The sequence below is a fragment of the Cellvibrio sp. UBA7661 genome, assembly GCA_002483365.1.
Taxonomy (GTDB): domain Bacteria; phylum Pseudomonadota; class Gammaproteobacteria; order Pseudomonadales; family Cellvibrionaceae; genus Cellvibrio.
In genome coordinates, this window is the sequence record DLHT01000014.1 from 28138 (window position 1) to 46489 (window position 18352).

Annotated in this window: 16 protein-coding genes; 4 read left to right on the top strand and 12 right to left on the bottom strand. The window is 44.9% G+C overall.

What is annotated here, in order from left to right:
- Positions 1–36 precede the first annotated feature (36 nt).
- The 3 genes from B2739_RS11725 to msrB all read right to left on the bottom strand — a co-directional run bounded on the left by B2739_RS11725 (position 37) and on the right by msrB (position 4962).
- On the bottom strand, positions 37–3153 hold the full coding sequence (locus B2739_RS11725) for an efflux RND transporter permease subunit (RefSeq protein WP_331346042.1): 3117 nt from the start codon (positions 3151–3153) through the stop codon (positions 37–39).
- An 11-nt stretch (positions 3154–3164) separates the two neighbouring features.
- Complete coding sequence (locus B2739_RS11730) at positions 3165–4322, bottom strand: efflux RND transporter periplasmic adaptor subunit (protein ID WP_331346043.1); 1158 nt, start codon at positions 4320–4322, stop codon at positions 3165–3167.
- Between the two features lie 244 nt (positions 4323–4566).
- Complete coding sequence (gene msrB, locus B2739_RS11735; protein ID WP_331346044.1) at positions 4567–4962, bottom strand: peptide-methionine (R)-S-oxide reductase MsrB; 396 nt, start codon at positions 4960–4962, stop codon at positions 4567–4569.
- Positions 4963–5058: 96 nt separating this feature from the next.
- On the opposite strand from msrB, the gene B2739_RS11740 reads away from it, so the two are divergent.
- Positions 5059–6273, top strand: a complete 1215-nt coding sequence (locus B2739_RS11740; protein ID WP_331346045.1) for a pyridoxal phosphate-dependent aminotransferase — start codon at positions 5059–5061, stop codon at positions 6271–6273.
- A 60-nt stretch (positions 6274–6333) separates the two neighbouring features.
- Here B2739_RS11740 and B2739_RS11745 read toward each other — a convergent pair whose 3' ends face one another.
- The 3 genes from B2739_RS11745 to pdxB are packed head-to-tail and all read right to left on the bottom strand — an operon-like array spanning position 6334 to position 9558.
- Positions 6334–7281 carry a class I SAM-dependent methyltransferase gene (locus tag B2739_RS11745; RefSeq protein ID WP_331346046.1) on the bottom strand — a complete coding sequence of 316 codons (948 nt, stop codon included), beginning with the start codon at positions 7279–7281 and terminating at the stop codon, positions 6334–6336.
- Positions 7278–8420 carry an ATP-NAD kinase family protein gene (locus B2739_RS11750; RefSeq protein ID WP_331346047.1) on the bottom strand — a complete coding sequence of 381 codons (1143 nt, stop codon included), beginning with the start codon at positions 8418–8420 and terminating at the stop codon, positions 7278–7280. Before B2739_RS11750 ends, B2739_RS11745 begins: the two co-directional genes overlap by 4 nt.
- Positions 8413–9558, bottom strand: coding sequence for a 4-phosphoerythronate dehydrogenase PdxB (gene pdxB / locus B2739_RS11755; protein WP_331346048.1), 1146 nt, complete (start codon positions 9556–9558; stop codon positions 8413–8415). Before pdxB ends, B2739_RS11750 begins: the two co-directional genes overlap by 8 nt.
- Positions 9559–9773: 215 nt before the next feature.
- Between pdxB and B2739_RS11760 the strand changes: the two genes are divergently transcribed.
- Positions 9774–10475: a hypothetical protein gene (locus B2739_RS11760; RefSeq protein WP_331346049.1), complete on the top strand. Its 702-nt coding sequence runs from the start codon at positions 9774–9776 to the stop codon at positions 10473–10475.
- Positions 10476–10565: 90 nt separating this feature from the next.
- Here the strand turns inward: B2739_RS11760 and tusA are convergent, their stop codons facing one another.
- The gene (gene tusA / locus B2739_RS11765; RefSeq protein WP_331346050.1) at positions 10566–10799 is read right to left on the bottom strand and encodes a sulfurtransferase TusA; all 234 of its coding nucleotides are present in this window, start codon (positions 10797–10799) and stop codon (positions 10566–10568) included.
- A gap of 110 nt (positions 10800–10909) precedes the next feature.
- On the opposite strand from tusA, the gene B2739_RS11770 reads away from it, so the two are divergent.
- On the top strand, positions 10910–11311 hold the full coding sequence (locus B2739_RS11770; RefSeq protein ID WP_331346051.1) for a hypothetical protein: 402 nt from the start codon (positions 10910–10912) through the stop codon (positions 11309–11311).
- A gap of 22 nt (positions 11312–11333) precedes the next feature.
- Here the strand turns inward: B2739_RS11770 and rlmM are convergent, their stop codons facing one another.
- A complete protein-coding gene (gene rlmM / locus B2739_RS11775) occupies positions 11334–12398 on the bottom strand; it encodes a 23S rRNA (cytidine(2498)-2'-O)-methyltransferase RlmM (RefSeq protein WP_331346052.1) in 1065 nt (354 codons plus the stop codon).
- A 42-nt stretch (positions 12399–12440) separates the two neighbouring features.
- Positions 12441–12680, bottom strand: a complete 240-nt coding sequence (locus B2739_RS11780; RefSeq protein WP_331346053.1) for a YheU family protein — start codon at positions 12678–12680, stop codon at positions 12441–12443.
- A 143-nt stretch (positions 12681–12823) separates the two neighbouring features.
- Between B2739_RS11780 and B2739_RS11785 the strand changes: the two genes are divergently transcribed.
- A complete protein-coding gene (locus B2739_RS11785; protein ID WP_331346054.1) occupies positions 12824–13357 on the top strand; it encodes a glycine cleavage system protein R in 534 nt (177 codons plus the stop codon).
- Between the two features lie 82 nt (positions 13358–13439).
- Here the strand turns inward: B2739_RS11785 and B2739_RS11790 are convergent, their stop codons facing one another.
- Genes B2739_RS11790 through B2739_RS11800 form a run of 3 tightly spaced genes read right to left on the bottom strand, consistent with a single transcriptional unit; the run spans position 13440 to position 18290 of the window.
- Positions 13440–13850, bottom strand: a complete 411-nt coding sequence (locus B2739_RS11790; RefSeq protein ID WP_049629557.1) for a DUF2721 domain-containing protein — start codon at positions 13848–13850, stop codon at positions 13440–13442.
- Between the two features lie 30 nt (positions 13851–13880).
- Positions 13881–17864: a DUF6701 domain-containing protein gene (locus tag B2739_RS11795; protein WP_331346055.1), complete on the bottom strand. Its 3984-nt coding sequence runs from the start codon at positions 17862–17864 to the stop codon at positions 13881–13883.
- A complete protein-coding gene (locus B2739_RS11800) occupies positions 17865–18290 on the bottom strand; it encodes an MSHA biogenesis protein MshP (protein WP_331346056.1) in 426 nt (141 codons plus the stop codon).
- Positions 18291–18352 lie beyond the last annotated feature (62 nt).

The following is an 18352-nucleotide window of genomic DNA, read 5'->3' on the forward strand; positions in this document are numbered from 1 at the left end:
TAGGATTTCCACTCACCTGATTATGAATAAAAAATATTAGTCCTCATCACCCGCATAGCGCGCTTGCTCTTGCAACAATCTACGCTCTACATCACCTGGTGAACCTGTATTACGAGCCAATAAGCTATAAGCAACAGGCACTAAAAATAGCGTTAACACAGTAGCAACCAATACGCCGGAAATAACAACAATACCGATAACAAACCGTGTTTCTGCACCGGCACCCGATGAAATCACCAATGGTATAGCACCCGCTACCGCAGTCAGGCTAGTCATCAAAATGGGACGCAAACGTGCAGACGATGCCTCCAGTAACGCATCCGTAAATACCACTCCACGGTCACGCAACTGATTGGCAAACTCGACAATTAAAATTCCGTTTTTAGCAGCCAATCCAATCAACATAATCAAACCAATCTGGGAGTAGAGATTAAAACTACTATCAGACAAATATAGGCCTAACATCCCACCTAGAATTGCTAGTGGTACTGTCAGCATGATCACAAATGGATGAATATAACTTTCAAACTGCGCAGCCAATACCAGAAAAGTAATTAAAATCCCGAGCAGGAAAATAAACATTACCGAGCTGCCTGCGGATTGGAAATCACGTGAAAGCCCTTTGTAATCAACCATCGCTGTAGACGGCAAATGCTCACGCACAAGACCATTTAAATGTGCAAGCGCATCACCTAGTGCAAGGTTATCAGCAAGGTTAGCTTCAATAGTCAATGAACGCATACGATTGTAGCGATTCAAGCGACTCGCATCGGCCACTTCTTTTAATGTAACCAAATTGGACAAAGGAATTAATTCACCAGAGCGCTCGGAGCGAACGTACATATTTTGTAAACTGGTCGTGGTGCGTTGCTCATCCCGCTCCCCTTGCAAAATAACATCGTACTCTTCACCATCATCGATATAGGTTGTTGCACGGCGGGAACCTAACATCGCCTCAAGCGTACGACCGATGTTATTGACGCTCACACCCAAATCAGCGGCGCGATTGGTATCAATCATCACTTCAACTTGTGGCTTGGTTTCTTTGTAATCCCAATCGATACCTACCAAGCCAGGATTATTCTGCTCCAATTTTTCCAACAGAATATCGCGCCACTGCGCCAGTTCTTCGTAGGTGCCGCCACCCAATACAAACTGCACTGGTTTGGTCGCTTGTGAGCCAAAACCCTGACGCATCACCGGCGCTGCAGTCACGCCCGGTAAATCAGCAAGTTTCTGGCGGATCTCATCCATCACCACAAATGCTCCACGGCGTTCGCTCCAGTCATTCATCACGGCGATAATCATGCCGGAGTTAAAACTTTCAATTGCGCCAAAACCACGCGGAGCACGCACCATTAACCGGCTGATATCACCTTTGTCCACATATTGCATCATGCGGTTTTCAATTTCCGTCATGTATTCTTCCATATAAGCGTAACTGGCACCTTCGGGGCCATTTACCATGACAAAGAATGTTCCCCTGTCTTCACGCGGTGCATATTCAGACGGAATTTGCTGCGCAAGAAAAAAACATCCCAGCAATAATAATGAAAAGCTTGTAATGACCAACTTTGAGCGACGCAAACACGCGCGAATTCCATTTTGGTATTTCACGCGCAGGCGCAACATCCAGCGATTAATATGCTCAACAAAACTGTTTTTATTTTCATTGCGCACCAATACTTTTGAAGCAAGCATTGGCGATAGTGTTAACGCAATCAGCGATGAAAAGCCCACGGCAGCCGCCATCGTAATGGCAAACTCAGAGAACAATCTACCAACATCACCTTTCAAAAATACGATAGGCACAAAAATCGCAATCAACACCAAGGTGGTCGCGATCACGGCAAAACCAACTTCACGTGTACCATCAAAGGCAGCGAGCAGAGGCGATTTACCTTTCTCTTCAACGTGCCGGACAATATTTTCAAGCACGACAATCGCATCATCCACAACCAACCCAATGGCCAGCACCAACGCCAACAATGTCAGCATATTGACCGAAAACCCAAGCACAGCCAGAACAGTAAAAGTTGCAATAATTGAAACAGGCACAGCGACCGCAGGCACCAACATTGCGCGAATGCTGCCAAGAAATAAATAAATGACTAATACAACCAACGCAATCGCAATGCCCAAGGTGATATACACCTCGTGAATAGCGCGTTCAACAAATACCGAGCTATCGTAACTATCTTCCAGTTTCATGCCCTTAGGCAAAATTTCATTGATTTTATCGCGTTCCAGTTTTGCACCGCGCGCAACATCAATTGTATTAGCAGTGGATTGTTTAACAATTCCTATGCCCACCTGAGTGACACCATTACCGCGAAATAAGTTGCGATCTTCTTCAGTGCCTTTTTCTACTTTTGCAATATCACCCAATCGAATTAGATGCCCATCAGATCCGCGCTTGACGGCCAACTGATTAAATTGCTCCACTGTGCGATATGAACGCGCCATTCGCACAGTAAATTGCCGCTCAAGTGATTCAATACTGCCCGCTGGCAATTCAATATTTTCTGCGCGCAAAGCCGATTCAACATCATTTACGGTGAGATCCCGCGCAGCTAATTCGCGCCTGTCCAGCCAGATACGCATGGCATAGCGCTGCTCACCTCCGATGCGCACACGTGCAACACCATCAATTACCGAGAAGCGATCAATTAAATAACGCTGCGCGTAGTCGGACAGCTCCGGCATCGTCATATTTTCGCCAGCTAAATTAAACCAAAGAATGACATCTTCATCAGAGCTGACTTTTTGTACTTCGGGCGGTTCTGCTTCTATCGGTAAATTTCCCAGTGCACCATTGACGCGGTCACGAATATCATTCGCGGCAGAATCCATATCGTGGCCTGTATCAAATTGCACCACAATGTTGGATATTCCGTTTTCACTGGAAGACTCAATAAAACGAATGCCTTCAACACCGGATATACGATCTTCAATCACTTTGGTAATACGGGTTTCAACAATAGTCGCTGCTGCACCAGGATAGCTAGTGCGAATGGAAACAACGGGCGGATCTATATTGGGGTATTCACGCAAAGTCAGACGCTCAAATGCAACAAGACCAAACGCGATTAGCAAAATAGAAATAACCGATGCAAACACCGGTCGTTTGATGGACAAATCCGAGAGCATCATTGGTCATACCCTCAGTTATTTTCAGATGTAATCAAGTCAGACAAATGCTTTTCACCCTGAGCGTGTTCAGCAACGGGTTTTTCTTCTGCCATTACCGATACTTTTTGTCCCGGGCGGATTTTTTGCAATCCGTGTGTCACTACTTTATCCCCAACAGCCAAACCTTTCAGCACTTCTACAGCGCCGGGTAAACGCTCGCCAATTGAAATTTGGCGACGCTCAACAATACTGCTGCCCTGATCTTGCTTAAGCACAAACACAAAATTATTACTGCCCAATGGCACCAATGCCGATTCGGAAATAACAAGCGCATCACGCGCGCCCGCCTTTAGATCTACCAACATCAACATACCCTGTTTTAATTCGTGCTCTTCGTTGCTTAACAGCGCACGAACTTTTATTGAGCGAGTCACATTATCAATCTGGTTATCGATACTAAATACTTCGCCATTGAATAACTTATCCCCCAGGTCACGGCTCTTCGCCACAATAGGCAAGCCCACTGACAGACTGCGCAAATAAACAGCGGGTACGGTGAAATCCAATTTCATTTTGGAATCATCATTCAGCGTAGTGATTTGGTCACCGGGAGACACTAGAGCGCCTACGCTCACTTCACGCAAACCGACAACACCGGAAAAAGGCGCGAGTAAAATCAGATCTTTTAACCGCGACTCAGTCGCATTGTAACGCGCTCGCGCTGCTTCAAATTCTCGTATCCGTTGATCAAGCAATGATTGGGCTGCAGCGCCACGTTTGGCCAACTCGCGCACGCGATCCAACTGCTTTTTTGCTTCATCGGCATTAAAACGAGCCTCCTCCAACAATGCGGACTCTTCCCGGCTGGTCATTTCTACCAAGACTTGCCCTTTGGCCACACGCTGGCCGTCCTCAAAGTTGATCCGCGTTACCTTTTTAGTTTCGTTAGATGTTAAGGAAATCGACTCATTTGCTTTTAACGTGCCCAAGGCTTCTATATTGGTCGTTAAACTTTTAACGCTAACCCCTTGGACAATGACTTCAACTGCAGCAGGCGCTTGTGCGTTAGCAACGCTGGAAAACCATCCAACCAATACACAACCAATAAAAATACTGCCTTGAACAACACCACGATGAACAACACCACCTTGAACAATGCCTCTTCGGGCAAAGTACGGTAACAACGACATAGATTTCTCCCTGGAAATTGGCAAAAGTTGAGCGGGTATCCGTGTCTGCCACAGATACCAAATAAGTTTTATGAATAAGAGATTACGCGAGTAAACGCATTTAAGGTCAGGCATTACCTGCTAGCAGAGAACATTTAACACTTGTTTACAAATTCCAACTCAACCCTGCAATTGTGCAAAAAAAGAGGCGATTAAAAAGGCAACCAGCAGTGAACAAAATATGCCGGTGCTAACCGGCATTGGTTTATTTTTTATCAAATAAAATGGACGCTGAATTAATGCAGTAACGTAAGCCGGTGGGCTCAGGACCATCGGTAAATAAGTGCCCCAAATGACAATCACATTTTCGGCACAACACCTCCGTCCGATACATGCCGTGGCTGGTATCCAATTGTTCCTTAATCGCCGTTTTCTCGGCAGGAGCATAAAAACTTGGCCAACCACAACCAGCATCAAACTTGGTATCAGCGTCAAATAACAATTCACCGCAGCATCGGCAGCGATAATCGCCCGGGCTAAACTCCTGCCAATATTCCCCCGTGAAAGGGCGTTCGGTGCCCTTTTCCCGGCAAATCCGGTACTGCTCAGGCGTTAGTTTTTCACGCCAATAGGCATCGTTAAATTTTTCGTTATCAGCCATAAGGATTTCCTTGACAGATCAACTAGTTAAGGTCGATTATTCGGTTGTTTTTCAACCGCAATCACGCGTTACCGCAATCAAGGCATCTTACTGCAAATGAACCCGATTAAGAAATCCGACAAACTCAATGGAGTTTGCTATGACATTCGCGGCCCGGTACTCGAGCATGCTAACCGTCTCGAAGAAGAAGGCCACCGTATTTTTAAACTGAACATCGGCAACCCTGCCCCGTTCGGTTTTTCTGCGCCGGATGAAATCATCCAGGACGTCATCCATAACTTGGCCAACGCCGAGGGCTACACCGCATCCAAAGGACTGTTTGCCGCACGCAAAGCCATCATGCACGAATGTCAGCGCCTGGACATTCCTGGCGTTGATATTGAAGATATTTTTCTCGGGAACGGTGCCAGTGAGCTGATTGTTATGGCCATGCAAGCGCTGTTGAATAATGGCGATGAAGTATTGGTTCCTGCACCGGATTATCCACTGTGGACAGCCGCAGTTAATTTGGCTGGCGGCAAGGCTCGCCACTATTTATGTGACGAGCAATCGGACTGGTTTCCTGACCTTGCTGATCTTGAAAGCAAAATTACCGATAGAACCCGCGGTATTGTGGTTATAAACCCGAACAACCCTACCGGCGCTGTATACAGCGAAGAATTGTTGGAAGCGATCGTTGAACTCGCCCGTCGTCACAACCTGATTATTTTTGCCGACGAAATTTACAGCAAGATTTTGTACGACGATGCGCAATTCATTCCGATGGGCCGCCTTGCGCAAGATGTGTTGTGTGTGAGCTTCAATGGTCTGTCAAAAGCTTACCGCTTGGCAGGCTTCCGTTCCGGTTGGATGGTCATCAGCGGTGCAAAACATCGCGCACGCAGTTACATCGAAGGTTTGGAAATGTTGTCGTCCATGCGCCTGTGCGCAAACGTGCCAGCCATGTATGCAGTCCAGACCGCATTGGGTGGCTACCAAAGTATTAATGAACTGATTGTGCCCGGCGGCCGCTTGCGTGACCAACGCGATACCGCCTTAAAAGCTATCGCGGAAATTCCAGGCCTTTCTTGCGTAAAACCCAAAGGCGCTATGTATCTGTTCCCGAAATTGGATTTGAGCATGTACAAAATTAAAGATGACCAACAGATGATTCTGGACTTCTTGCTGCAGGAAAAAGTCTTGCTGGTTCAAGGCACTGCATTTAACTGGCCTAATCGCGATCACTTCCGTATTGTATTTTTACCGCGTGAAGATGATTTGACCAAAGCAATCCATCGATTCGGCAATTTCTTATCGCGCTATTCGCAATAATATGAATATTACTTCCATATAAAAAACCAGCTTCGCGCTGGTTTTTTTATATCTGTTTCTTTATATCTGCTCCGGCACTTGAGACACTGCAGGTGGTAAACGGTATACCAATAATTTTAATTGCTGTTCGGGGTCGACATCAGGAAAGTCACTGTGCGGATGTAAGCGCTCGATGAATTCTGCATAAGCACAATTTTCCAAAAATAGTTGCCTCAAAAAACCATCACTTAATTCAGGTGCATTTAAGCAAGCGAGTACCATCCCCCCCTCTGGCATTAACTCAGGTAAACGGCGGATCACTTTGGCATAATCTTTTTCTGCAATAAAACTGCCTTTTTGATAAGAGGGAGGATCAATTACCACCACATCGTAAGGGCCACGTTTTTTAATTCGGCTCCAGGATTTAAGAATATTTTCGGCAAGAAATTCGCTACGGGATTTATCCAGACCATTGCGTAAATGATTGCTCCGCCCCAGATTAAGCGCGGCGCTGCTCATATCCACATTCACCACACATGCTGCGCCTGCCGCAACAGCAACGACCGAGAATGCGCAGGTATAGGCAAATAAATTAAGTATGCGTTTGTTCCGGCCATTTTGCTCAATCCACGCCCTGCCTGGTTCCATATCCAAAAAGAAACCGCTGTTTTGTTGTTGCGCCAAATGCAAAGCAAATTGCAAATGCCGCCGGCGAGCCACGCAATACTCTGGTAAAGCACCCCAGACAAGTTCACTTGGTGCACCGGCCAAATAACGACGCTGAATCAAAAACGCAGTTTTGTTTGCTTCAAACAATAAACGTGATTTATTTATCAACTGTATTAGGAAATCATGTGGTGGTTCAGCAAACAAGGTCACCAATATGACTGGCTGAAAAAAATCAACTGTCACAAATTCCAATCCGGGAAATGTGTGTCCACGGCCATGAAATACACGATAACTATCGATCAACTCACTTACCGCTATTTTTTCTGCGAGCAGTTCAAGGCGTTCAACAAGCATATTCATATTTGGTTACCCATAGCGGCATAACCCACTTGGTACATAACAGATTCATTGTATCCGGTAATCACACGCATATAACCGCAGAAAGACTGATCCAGTGTTGGATCATTAGTGTCCACCAATAAAGGTCTACCATTTAGCGCGAGTATTTTTCCGCGCGCAGCGATGATAACAATATTATCCCTACCAACGCGCTTTATAATATCTGGTGTAAATTGCTGATTGCCCCGCCCAAGAATATGCCCCTGACCACCAATTGCAGTAATGATCATTCTTACCGGCCCGTTGAATTTCTCAAGCTGGGCAAGAATTTGTGGAGCGGTTACATCAAGCGCGATCAACTCGTTATTGAATAAAATATCTACACCTAACAAACTGCCTTCAAGACCTAACTCTTGTAAAAATAAATGCGTCGTTGATCCAGGACCAACTAAATACAAGGTATCTGACTGTAACTGTTGGATCATTTCTTGTGCGACATCCAATTGCGCCAATTCATCGCGCTCTGTACCCGCATTTTTGACTTGCTGCAGAAATTGCGAATCCTCCGGCACTAGTAAAGTGCCGTAAAAGCGCGCGCGCACCTGACCATTGCGAAATGCGTCTTCATCTATATCTTTAACATCGCGCTCGGCAATATTTACCAATTGTCCCGTTAGTAATTGTTTGACGATTTCACCCGCAGCTTCCGGCGAGATAGCATAAACACCCGAATGCATTTTCACACCGGAAGGAACACCCAACACGGGTTGGCGAACACCAACAATATCTGCGATCAAGCGCGCAGTGCCATCACCGCCTGCAAACAAAATTAAATCCACTGATTGATCCATCAATGCAGATGCTGCTGCACATGTATCGGATGCTTCACTGGGAAGTTGTTGTGCAGCGCCAATCACGTGAGTTGTGAAGCCCTGCTCGCGGGCGACAAACTCACCCATATCGCCAGCAAAGCAATAAATTTCAATGTGATTGGCGAACTCCACTAAAAATTGAAGTGCGCGAGCCATACGTTGCGGCGCGCGCATTTCAGCACCGCGCGCAAGCGCTTCCATACGAATGGATTCACCATCCGAACCTTTTAAACCGACACTGCCGCCCAAACCTGCATAGGGGTTAATAATCAAGCCCAATTTAAACACAGCAAAAACCCAATACTTGCAGCCATTGTTTATCGGCTTGCGTTACTGATTCCAGATGCACCTGATAATTATGAAACTCGCGGCGTTTTGGATAAAATTTTCGTAGACCATCAAAGCCTTCACCAAAATGAATTCGGCCTGCTATCGCATCCCTTGCGATATCGCGCAAGCGCGCATCATCAGCTTCGATATCGTATACCTGACGAATTAATTGCTTTGCAATTTCAAAAATATCGCCCGCTGATTTTTTTTCATCAATCCGCAATTGATTGTTTTCAAGAGGAGGCACCAACTCTGCGAGCGATGCCTGTGGAGCAATATTCAGATGCTGACAGAGTGATTGATAAATCATCTCCGTACCGTTGAGCTTTCCATCGTAACTGTAACCGGCGATATGTGGGCTGCCGAGCAATACTTTATCCAACAACTCCAATGAAATATCAGGCTCAGGCTCCCACACATCCAACACCACACGTAAATCAGTGCGCGACTGCAGCACCTCAAGCAAGGCCTGATTATCGATAACGGCACCGCGTCCACAGTTAATTAGCACAGCACCTTTTTTCAATTGTTGCAGTTCACGGTGGCCAATCAAATGAAAACTGGGGTGATCACCTGTCGTAACCAGCGGTGTATGCATGCTTATCACATCACATGCCAATACATCGTCCAACGAGGTGAGGTCAGGGTTTTGTGCCGACGTCAAATTAGGGTCATAGCAGCGGACATCGACCCCCTGCGCCTTGAGGCGTTGACACAACAAACCGCCGACGTTACCGCAACCGATAATCCCGAATTTCACGGGAAGCCAATTAATATTCAGGTGGCAGAGTGCCGCATAAACATACTCGACAACTGAATTCGCATTGCAGCCCGGCGCACTCGCCCAGCGGATAGACTTTGAATCCAGATAGGCTTGGTCAAGGTGATCGACCCCGATGGTACAGGTACCAACAAACTTCACGTTACTACCGTCTAGTAGTGTCGGGTTTACTTTGGTTACTGAACGCACAATCAAAGCATCTGCGTCGCGTACATCTGCGGCCGTCATCACCCGGCCAGGCAAACGCACAACTTCACCCAACCGACTAAAAAATGCCTCTACCAGCGGGATGTTTTCATCCGCAACTATCTTCATATAAGACTCTCTTATGCACTAAGGCTTGTATATGTTCTATTTGTAGTAAAAGTAGGCACCCAAGGTGCACGAGGAATAAAAATCAACCATAGCAGTTGTGCTTTTTTGAATTAGCATATACTTTATATAGTGATGGTGACGTTAAAACCATCAGTCGGAGCCCGCTGGACCCTCTGCTCCTGCGGGATCTACCTCAAATAAAGGGGGGTGGTATTATGAAGATCTCGGATACTGGCCACAACATGGATAATGTGGTTGATCTCTTCACCAGGAAAACCTATTCGGCCCTTCACGATGAGCGCTTCATCCGCCTTGCTCCTGAACTGGACGGGCTGGAAATGCTTTACTCTAACGATACCAGCTCCGACAAACTCTACAGCCTTAAAATTCTTTGCTGGGGACTTCGCGCTAATGGCGATGTGGTCGGCTTGGTGCCTTGGCTGAACGATATAGTTCCCTGCCCCGATTTGTGTGACCCCCTCAATGGGCACTGGGAAGGTTATTACGACCCTGGTATTGATGAGCTCTTTTTTGAAGCGCCGATGCACAAGGTTATCGAACTTGAAACAGCAGCAGAATATTACGAAGTGCAATGCGATAGCGGTGACGATGTAATTCAGGAGCTACCTGACACCATCGGTACTCATGCCGTATTGGCCATCCCTGACAGCAAGCGACTATCACTGGTGGAAGTCGTGAGCTGGAGCCTTCATTTTGATGGCAGTGTCTACGCGATGATTAGCGACCCCGCCAAGGTTGTCAGCACACCAGTATTACCGGGTGACGATTCTTTATATGAAGCGCAATCGAATGAAAACTTCCGCTACTTTTTCCAACATCAAATTGCCAACAAAATCAAAGCCGAAGATCCTGAAGCTATGGCTGCGATATCAATGCTGGTGGATGGAATCCAATAAGCTCCATACGTGTTATGACAAAAAATAACGCCGCTATTGCGGCGTTATTTTTAATCAGCTGTATAACTAAAAGTTTCAAAAAATAAAAACCTAGTTTTTCCTGATATAAAAAAAATACTGATCGCCCTGTTCTTTCTGGCTAACCAATTCGTGACCAAGAAATAAACAAAATTTAGGGATATCCCTTAATGTCGATGGATCAGTTGCAATCACTTCGATCAAATTTCCCTCAGCCGTTTCACGCATAATCTTATGCAGCATCATCACAGGCTCTGGGCACATTAAACCCGATGCATCCAAACTTTTATCAATTGTTTCATTCATAGTTTTAAATCGTCTATAAACTTTTCAGCAAATAGCTACAAGATTGCTATTCTTAGCTCAATGGAAAAAAACATCCTGGAGAAGATTTAACCTCCCGAGGAATCCCGTTGATGTCTCGGATACCGATAAGCGATTATATGCCTTCTGATTTTTTTAGTCGCCAAGCATTGGAGCTCAGCTTTCGCCTGCTTCGAAATAACCATCCTCTACTGGCGCATGCAATAAAACAAACTATCGACAACACTACAGCGGTTTCTTATGAAGAACTGCAATCAGCCTATACAGGCGAAATGCTACTCAACACTGACGTACTGACATCACTCAAAGCACACACAATTGGAAAAATAGTGTCTGCATTAACCGATATTGGCGAAGCGGCATTACGTCAAAATGATTTACCGCCGAATCATATGGCACTGATGCGCACGCTGATTGAAGATTGGGTGCAACTCACCGAATGGGTATTGCAACACAGCGCGAGTGACCATAACGATAAAACCGCTTATCACTAGGCGGTTTTATCGTCTCAAAAAATTAGTTCCCGTTTTGAAAAACACGCAAATGCCCCGTGACTTCCTCACGGTCGTGGAAGAGTTGCTTGAATTGAATTTCAACTCCAAACCCTGCTTTTTCCAATTCTGCACGTATGCGCTCTTCGCATTTTTTAACTTCGAGGTAGCGCTGTTTCATTGGTAATTTCAAATTAAAAATGGCTTCACGGCAATATTTTTTGGTAAACCAACGAATGACCATACTGGTCACGCGCGCGGGTTTATCAACAATATCGCATACCAACCAATGCACAGGTTTTTTTGGCTCATACAAAAAACCATCGGTAAGAATATGCAGTACCTGGCCTGTCTCCAGTAAATTTTTATCCATCGGGCCATTATCAACAGCCTCTACGTACATACCGCGCTGCACCAATTGCCATGTCCAACCACCGGGTGCTGCACCTAAATCTACTGCGCGCATGCCTGATGCCAAACGCACATCCCAATCATTTGCAGGAATAAAATGATGCCACGCCTCTTCCAGCTTCAAGGTCGCTCGACTCGGCGCTTCTTTTGGCAAACGCAAGCGTGCGATCCCCATTGGCCACGGCGATGAGTTATGTATCGAACTAATTCCCAAATAAGCCTGGGTTCCTGAAATAAAAACCAGATGTAACCGCAACTGGCTACTCGGTTGAAATAATTTATTCGCCTTCAATGCTTTTTCAAAAGGTGCAGTAAATTTTTTACCCAAACCCGATAATTCTTTACCTTCATTAGTATCGACAGTTTCAATGACCAACTCACTTGTACGCGGTAATTTTTCTGTTGCAGCAAGTAAAGGAGTTACACGGTCAGTCACAGGCAAATCATCAACCAAACCATCACTTGCAAACCATTGACGCGCGAAAATCAGTTGCGTAAAACGCAGTTGTTTGATCAATACTTCAGCGCCATTAGGCATCTGGGTGATAAAAACAACATAGGCACTGTTATCTTTGGTTTTACTGTAACCATAGATACCAATTTCACCAGCCAAATCGGTAATTTCGGCGGCGCATTCTTTTTCAAAACCTGCGCGGCAATGTAAAAATAAATGATTCACAATTTTCTCTTTAATCGAATAAATATTACGTGTAATAACGGATTAACTTGATGCGCCCTGCTCCAGCAATTCCGCATCACGCCTGGGCAACAAAGTCACCGATTCATAAGCAGGATCAAATACAACAACTACTTCGCGGCGCTTTAATAACTGTTTGACTTGCTCAACCTTGATGCTGAGCGGCACTTCTTCAAAACCATAATCAGTTCCATCGCGAGTAATAAACTCTTCAATCAATCCCTTCAATGCGTCCTCTGATATTTGATCATAGGGAACAATCATGAGAATTCTCACTGGTTTCAATCAGATTAAAAAGCACATCAGCTTCGCTTGTCCTGTTGCAGCAAGCGGAGTATCTTTGTCCAATCAATCTTTGCTGTTAATTACTATTTTTTGACACTGTTTCTTTACAATAAGGATCTATCGTGAATACACAATTAGTTTTAACTGTCCTTTGCGACGACCGTCCGGGTGTTGTAGAACAACTTGCACAAACAATCAGCACTCACCATGGTAACTGGCTGGAAAGCCGCATGGCTCAACTTGCAGGTAAATTTGCTGGAATCCTTCAGGTAGCAGTAGCCGACGAACATCAGCAGGAACTGCGCAACGCCCTGTCCAACCTCGCTGCCCTGGGTTTTAAGATTGTTGTAGATACCGCCACCACGATAAACAAACCAGAGTGCCGGGAATTCAGTTTTAGTGTGGTAGGCAATGACCGGCCAGGCATTGTACGGGAAATCGCCCAAGCTTTTGCTGCCCGTCATATTAACATGGGCGAGCTGGAAACGGCGTGCTCCAGTATGCCTTGGTCAGGTGAGCCACTTTTTGAAGCAACAGGGGTTATCGAAGTACCCAAATCGGTTGATATGAACGAGCTCTATGATCACTTGGACATAATTGCCGATGAACTGGCCGTGGATATTCGGTTGGAGTCATCAACAGAACGTAGCAATTAACCTACCGTTCAAACAAAAAGAGCCACATAAGTGGCTCTTTTTGTTTAATACTCTTTTATATCAGCAAACCTTTACTGGTCGATCAAGGTTTACGCTTTTTCAATTCCTCATCAAATTTTTCCAACTCAATATTAATGGCTGTTGTTGAAATATTGACTTCATAAAATGAAAACAGCAGTGATAAAACCAGCAACAATAAACTCGCCGCAAACAAATACATACCTGCCACATAAAAACCCAGCAATAACGAAAACATCGACAGTGTACAAAATACAAATGATAAAACCCCAAAGGCCTGCATAAGCCGTATTACTGTCATGCGAGTACGCAAATTTTCAATTTGACGAATAACAATGTCACGACTGGGTGCATTCTCTAAATTACTTAACTGGCGAATCACATTCGCCAATGTAACAAACCGGTTAGTGTAAGCCAGCATCAATAGTGAAATTGCCGGGAACAATAAACTGGGAGTGGTAATGGTCATTTCCATAAAATTGTCTTTTGGTTACACAAAAAGTGTTTAGTTAAAACGTTCACGCCAATAAATAACACGATCATGGCCGCGGTAGCTGCCAAAGCCAAATCGTGCTGTTGGTGTATCATCATAAGTGCCGTCCTGACTCCAATCGTAGCGAAGCCACGAATAGTCCGAAAGATTTATATCCACAGAGAACTCGCCAGTAGCTTTATTTGTAGGCGCTGTAAAATAATGTCCAGCATCACCACCACTAAAAGATATGAAATCATCTGTTGGCGAGCCAAATGGATATGTGCCCGTCGTACTTCCTCCCGTTAATGGCATCACAAAATCACCTGGCGTCAACGCAATACCATCTCTATTTTTATAGGTGACTGCATTATGAGAAATCGTTGTACAACTATCATTTCCATTTCTTATAAAACGCCCTTCTCCAGTAGTAGTATTTGTTGTAATCCAATATTCTGTTAAAAAATTCACCGGAAGCCGAGCAGTTTCAGGACCAAAAGCATCATCTAGTCGTAATCGGCCATAACGTGCATCAAACTTGGCTAGTTGAAAAGCGTTATTTGTTAGCGCTCCACAGCTACTACCACCTGTAGTATCCAGCGTGAGGTTTTTACCTTCCAGCGAACGCCTATCCAAACAATCTTTTACCCCTACACCAATCGTGACATCTACATAAGGTCCATCTGGTGTAGCTGCTCGACCAAATTGAGCAGCTGGTTGATTAATATTAATTTCTCCATTTACCCAATTACCGGGAGTTAATACATTACCTAAGTTATCGACAAGACGTGATGAAAGATCCGTAGTATCTGAAAACGTATAAAAATCAGCGGATGCAGTATTATAACCTTTGGCTGTATCATAATTGCTTACTGCATTACCCGCCTTACCAAGTGCTTGTAATTTAAAAACAAGTCCTTTCGTTTCTGGATCATTATCTTCCTCATTAAAAATTTTTCCCATGTAATGAAATGATGAACAGGTTTTTATTGTGTCAGTATTAATGAGTTTATATTTTTCAGGATAAAAACGCCCTGCAACAATATTGCCATCACTAAAGTTAGGAATATTACCTGCTGACAAATAATCGTTATCAGTCAACGATGGAGTAATTCGAATACTGCCAGCTTGCTCCCACTTAATACCTGAATTCACATAAGTTCCCGCAGGAGTTGCGGCAGAAAAACTACCTGTATTAGTTAATGTGGTTAGTGTTCCTCCCGCAGGATGAACCAATGTTGAAGCTGACAAAGAAATTGCATCCTTTTCCGATGTTGCTTCATTACCAAAATTCGGTGTAACAGCACCGTTCGCATTTCGCGACTGAACAAATACTTTAAATTGTTCGCCCGCTGCGATAAATCCATTGCCAGTATTAGTAGTTTGTGGAGACGGCACATCAGATAAATTAGTAATACTGTTTACTGTTAATGTATGCGGTTTAACAACGAATGCATTACTACTAGCCAAAAGCGTAATTTCCGGATCATTACCTGGCTCACCAATTTTTAAGCGCCCCTGCAACGTCACCTGACCAACATCAGAATAATTAATCGTCATTGGCGCTTCGCCATTTGCATCAAACGCCAGATTGACACTGGTGTAGGTTACGGCAGCGCCATTATTGTTTTTTGCGATGGATGAACCATTTATCGATAAAGTTTGTAGTGCAATACAGTTTATTGGATTATTACAGGTAAACCCTAAATCGACGGGCAACGTTTTTGAAGCAACTTTTGCTTCACACACACCTGTTTTCGGATTAGCGCTGATTACTTTCGCAATTGCACTGCCATCAACACCAGCAACTTGAGTGGGAATTGGAGTTACAGATGAACTATGTTGAATCTTCAGCGCAGTATCCACAAATGTAATGGACGATGTAGCGAAAGCCGTTGCACTCTCTGCCCTAATAGTTAAATTACCGGGCGTTGTTTGCCGCAAATATCGGGTAAAGCTTTGCTCTCCACCAGTAAATACAAATGGATTAGTGCCGCCAACCCAAACACCGGTAGCTGGGTCTGTACTTAATGTAACCTCAGTACCTGCAGGAGGATTGTAAACAACACCCGATGAATTCAGTGCAGTAACTGTCACTGACTCTGCAGCGCAGGTAATACCCGTTGCATTGTGAGTAATTAAGTACCCAGTGGGTGTTGTCACGCACTCATACAACCCCGGTGCAGTAATAGGCGATGCATTAACCCCCGAAGGAATGGCAACGTAAGACGCACTACCCGGTATTTGCCAGCGTAATTGTGCGACTGCAAAGCCACCATTTTCATAATATTCCAATTTGATAGGATAACTGTTGCCCGCAATTAAATTCACGGCTGCAGAATTATGGGCAGTAACAGGATGGTCATTCCACTGATCAATTAATAAATCACCGTTCACTGTAAGACGTACACCATCGTCAGAATTGGTTTGGAAACGGTGCACACCTGATTGTGTTACATGTATGTACCCTTCCCATCTCACTGAGAAATTATTGTCGCCAACTCCGGCTGGGCCGGGTACTCCGGTTCCCCAATCAAAATTTATTTGACTGTCCCATCTTGTGCTAGTAACCGGATTTGTCAGCGTTTGATTATTGAAATAATTTCCGGTGATGCCCGCTGATAAATTAGTTGCACAAGAACTTACCGGTGGTTTGGCCGCAGGTGTACATTCATATAACCCTGCTCCCATTGTTGGTAAAGGGCCGCCGGGAATAGCAACATAGGTTGCAGAACCGGGTAAGCGCCAACGCAAACGAATAACAGCATCACCGCCATTTTCATAATATTCCAAACGGATTTTGTAAGTATTTCCTGCAACAAGATTGATATCACTGGAGGTATCCGTCGTTGCAGAATGATCATTCCAGCGATCGATAACCAAGGTGTCATTGATATACAAACGCACACCATCATCTGATTCTGTTTGAAAACGATAAGCGCCTGTTTGGGTTGCGCGTATAAATCCGCTCCAACGAACCGAAAAATTATCGGCATTGATACCATTTGCGCCAGGCGCTGCACCGCCCCAGCCGAAATCAATAGGCGCATCCGAACGCGATGCCGCAGAGGGCTCGGTGAGCGTGCGATTATTGTAATAATACCCCGTAATTCCACTTGACGTGCCCGAAGTACAATTCATTGGTGAAGGAGGAATTGGCGCAGCACCGCAGGCATTCGCCGGTGTGGAATTAGGCAGGCATGTACCATACACAGTGCCGCCATTGGTAAGATCAACTGTAGAATAATTTGGCGCGGTTAAATTACCGTACACCGTTGAATTAATAATGATAATAGGATTTGTATTTGTAGTAATCGTGATTGGAGATGATGCAGAACCCAATTGGCTTCCATTTTGAATCACGGCATTACTTGAACCCGAAATACTGCCGCTGGTCATTGTCACTGCAGACATCGTTAGCGGGTTATTAGATGTCATAACAAAATTGCCAGAGAGCGTGCCACCGGTAAAATTCATTCCGGAATGACCTCTTGCTCCCCCACTGAGATTAGTACCATTGGTGATAATCGTTTGGTTTTGACTGGTCACCAAACCGGAAACACTACCACCCGTTAAATTAATGGCACCACCCGTAGTAATAGTTCCTGTGAGCGCGGTGCCAACTAATGTCACATTGCCGCTTGAAGAAGTGATATTGCCAAACACGGTATTAGTGCCAGACGCATCTACATTGCCATAGGTAGATGTCAGGTTTATCCGGTTGCTAGAGGAGCCAATGGTATTGTTATTCAGTGAAAAACCATTGTTCGCTGAAATCGTAATCGTCGTATTGGCAGTAAGAATATCACCGGATGCTAATGTCACCCGGCCATTACCATTACAGGTGTAAGTTGTGCCTGAAACACTCCAACTGGTGTTACAAGGAGGATAGGAACCACTGGTGAGATTGTAAGTGGCAGCATTTGCAAAACAACAAAATCCAATCAACATGATCAGCAGTAAATGAAGGGATTTTTTTAGACGCGAACAACAGAAAAAATGAAATAAGGTTTGCATTTATTCCTGCTCCCGATATGCGCCAACTTCGATAATACGCTGGGCACGAAAGTGATCAGCCGGGCCACAAGTGCCAACACTTCTAATCGTATAAAAACTTTTTGTCACGCCAACTGGTGAGGCCGGCAAATAGTTGGCTGCTGAGCCATGAGCACATGCACTACCATCTTGATATCGGCAAGAACAACTCACTACTACGAAACACATCTGTAAACCATTCACACCCGCAAAATTGTGATTGATTGCCATATTGGCACAAGCTGCATCTGTCGCGTTACGCGTGGTCGTTGTTAAAAACAATGCTTGCATACCACGCTGCGCACCACTCTCTGCCGCATAAAATGATTGGATATTGGTTAACTCCTGAATAGTTGCCGTATTAGTTTGTGTGGCTGTGCGCGAAATCGTTAGGGCTAAAACCCCCATTACTACCAGAATAAATAACGCCAGCGGCAATAAAAACCCGCGCTGGTGGCGATGGCATCTAA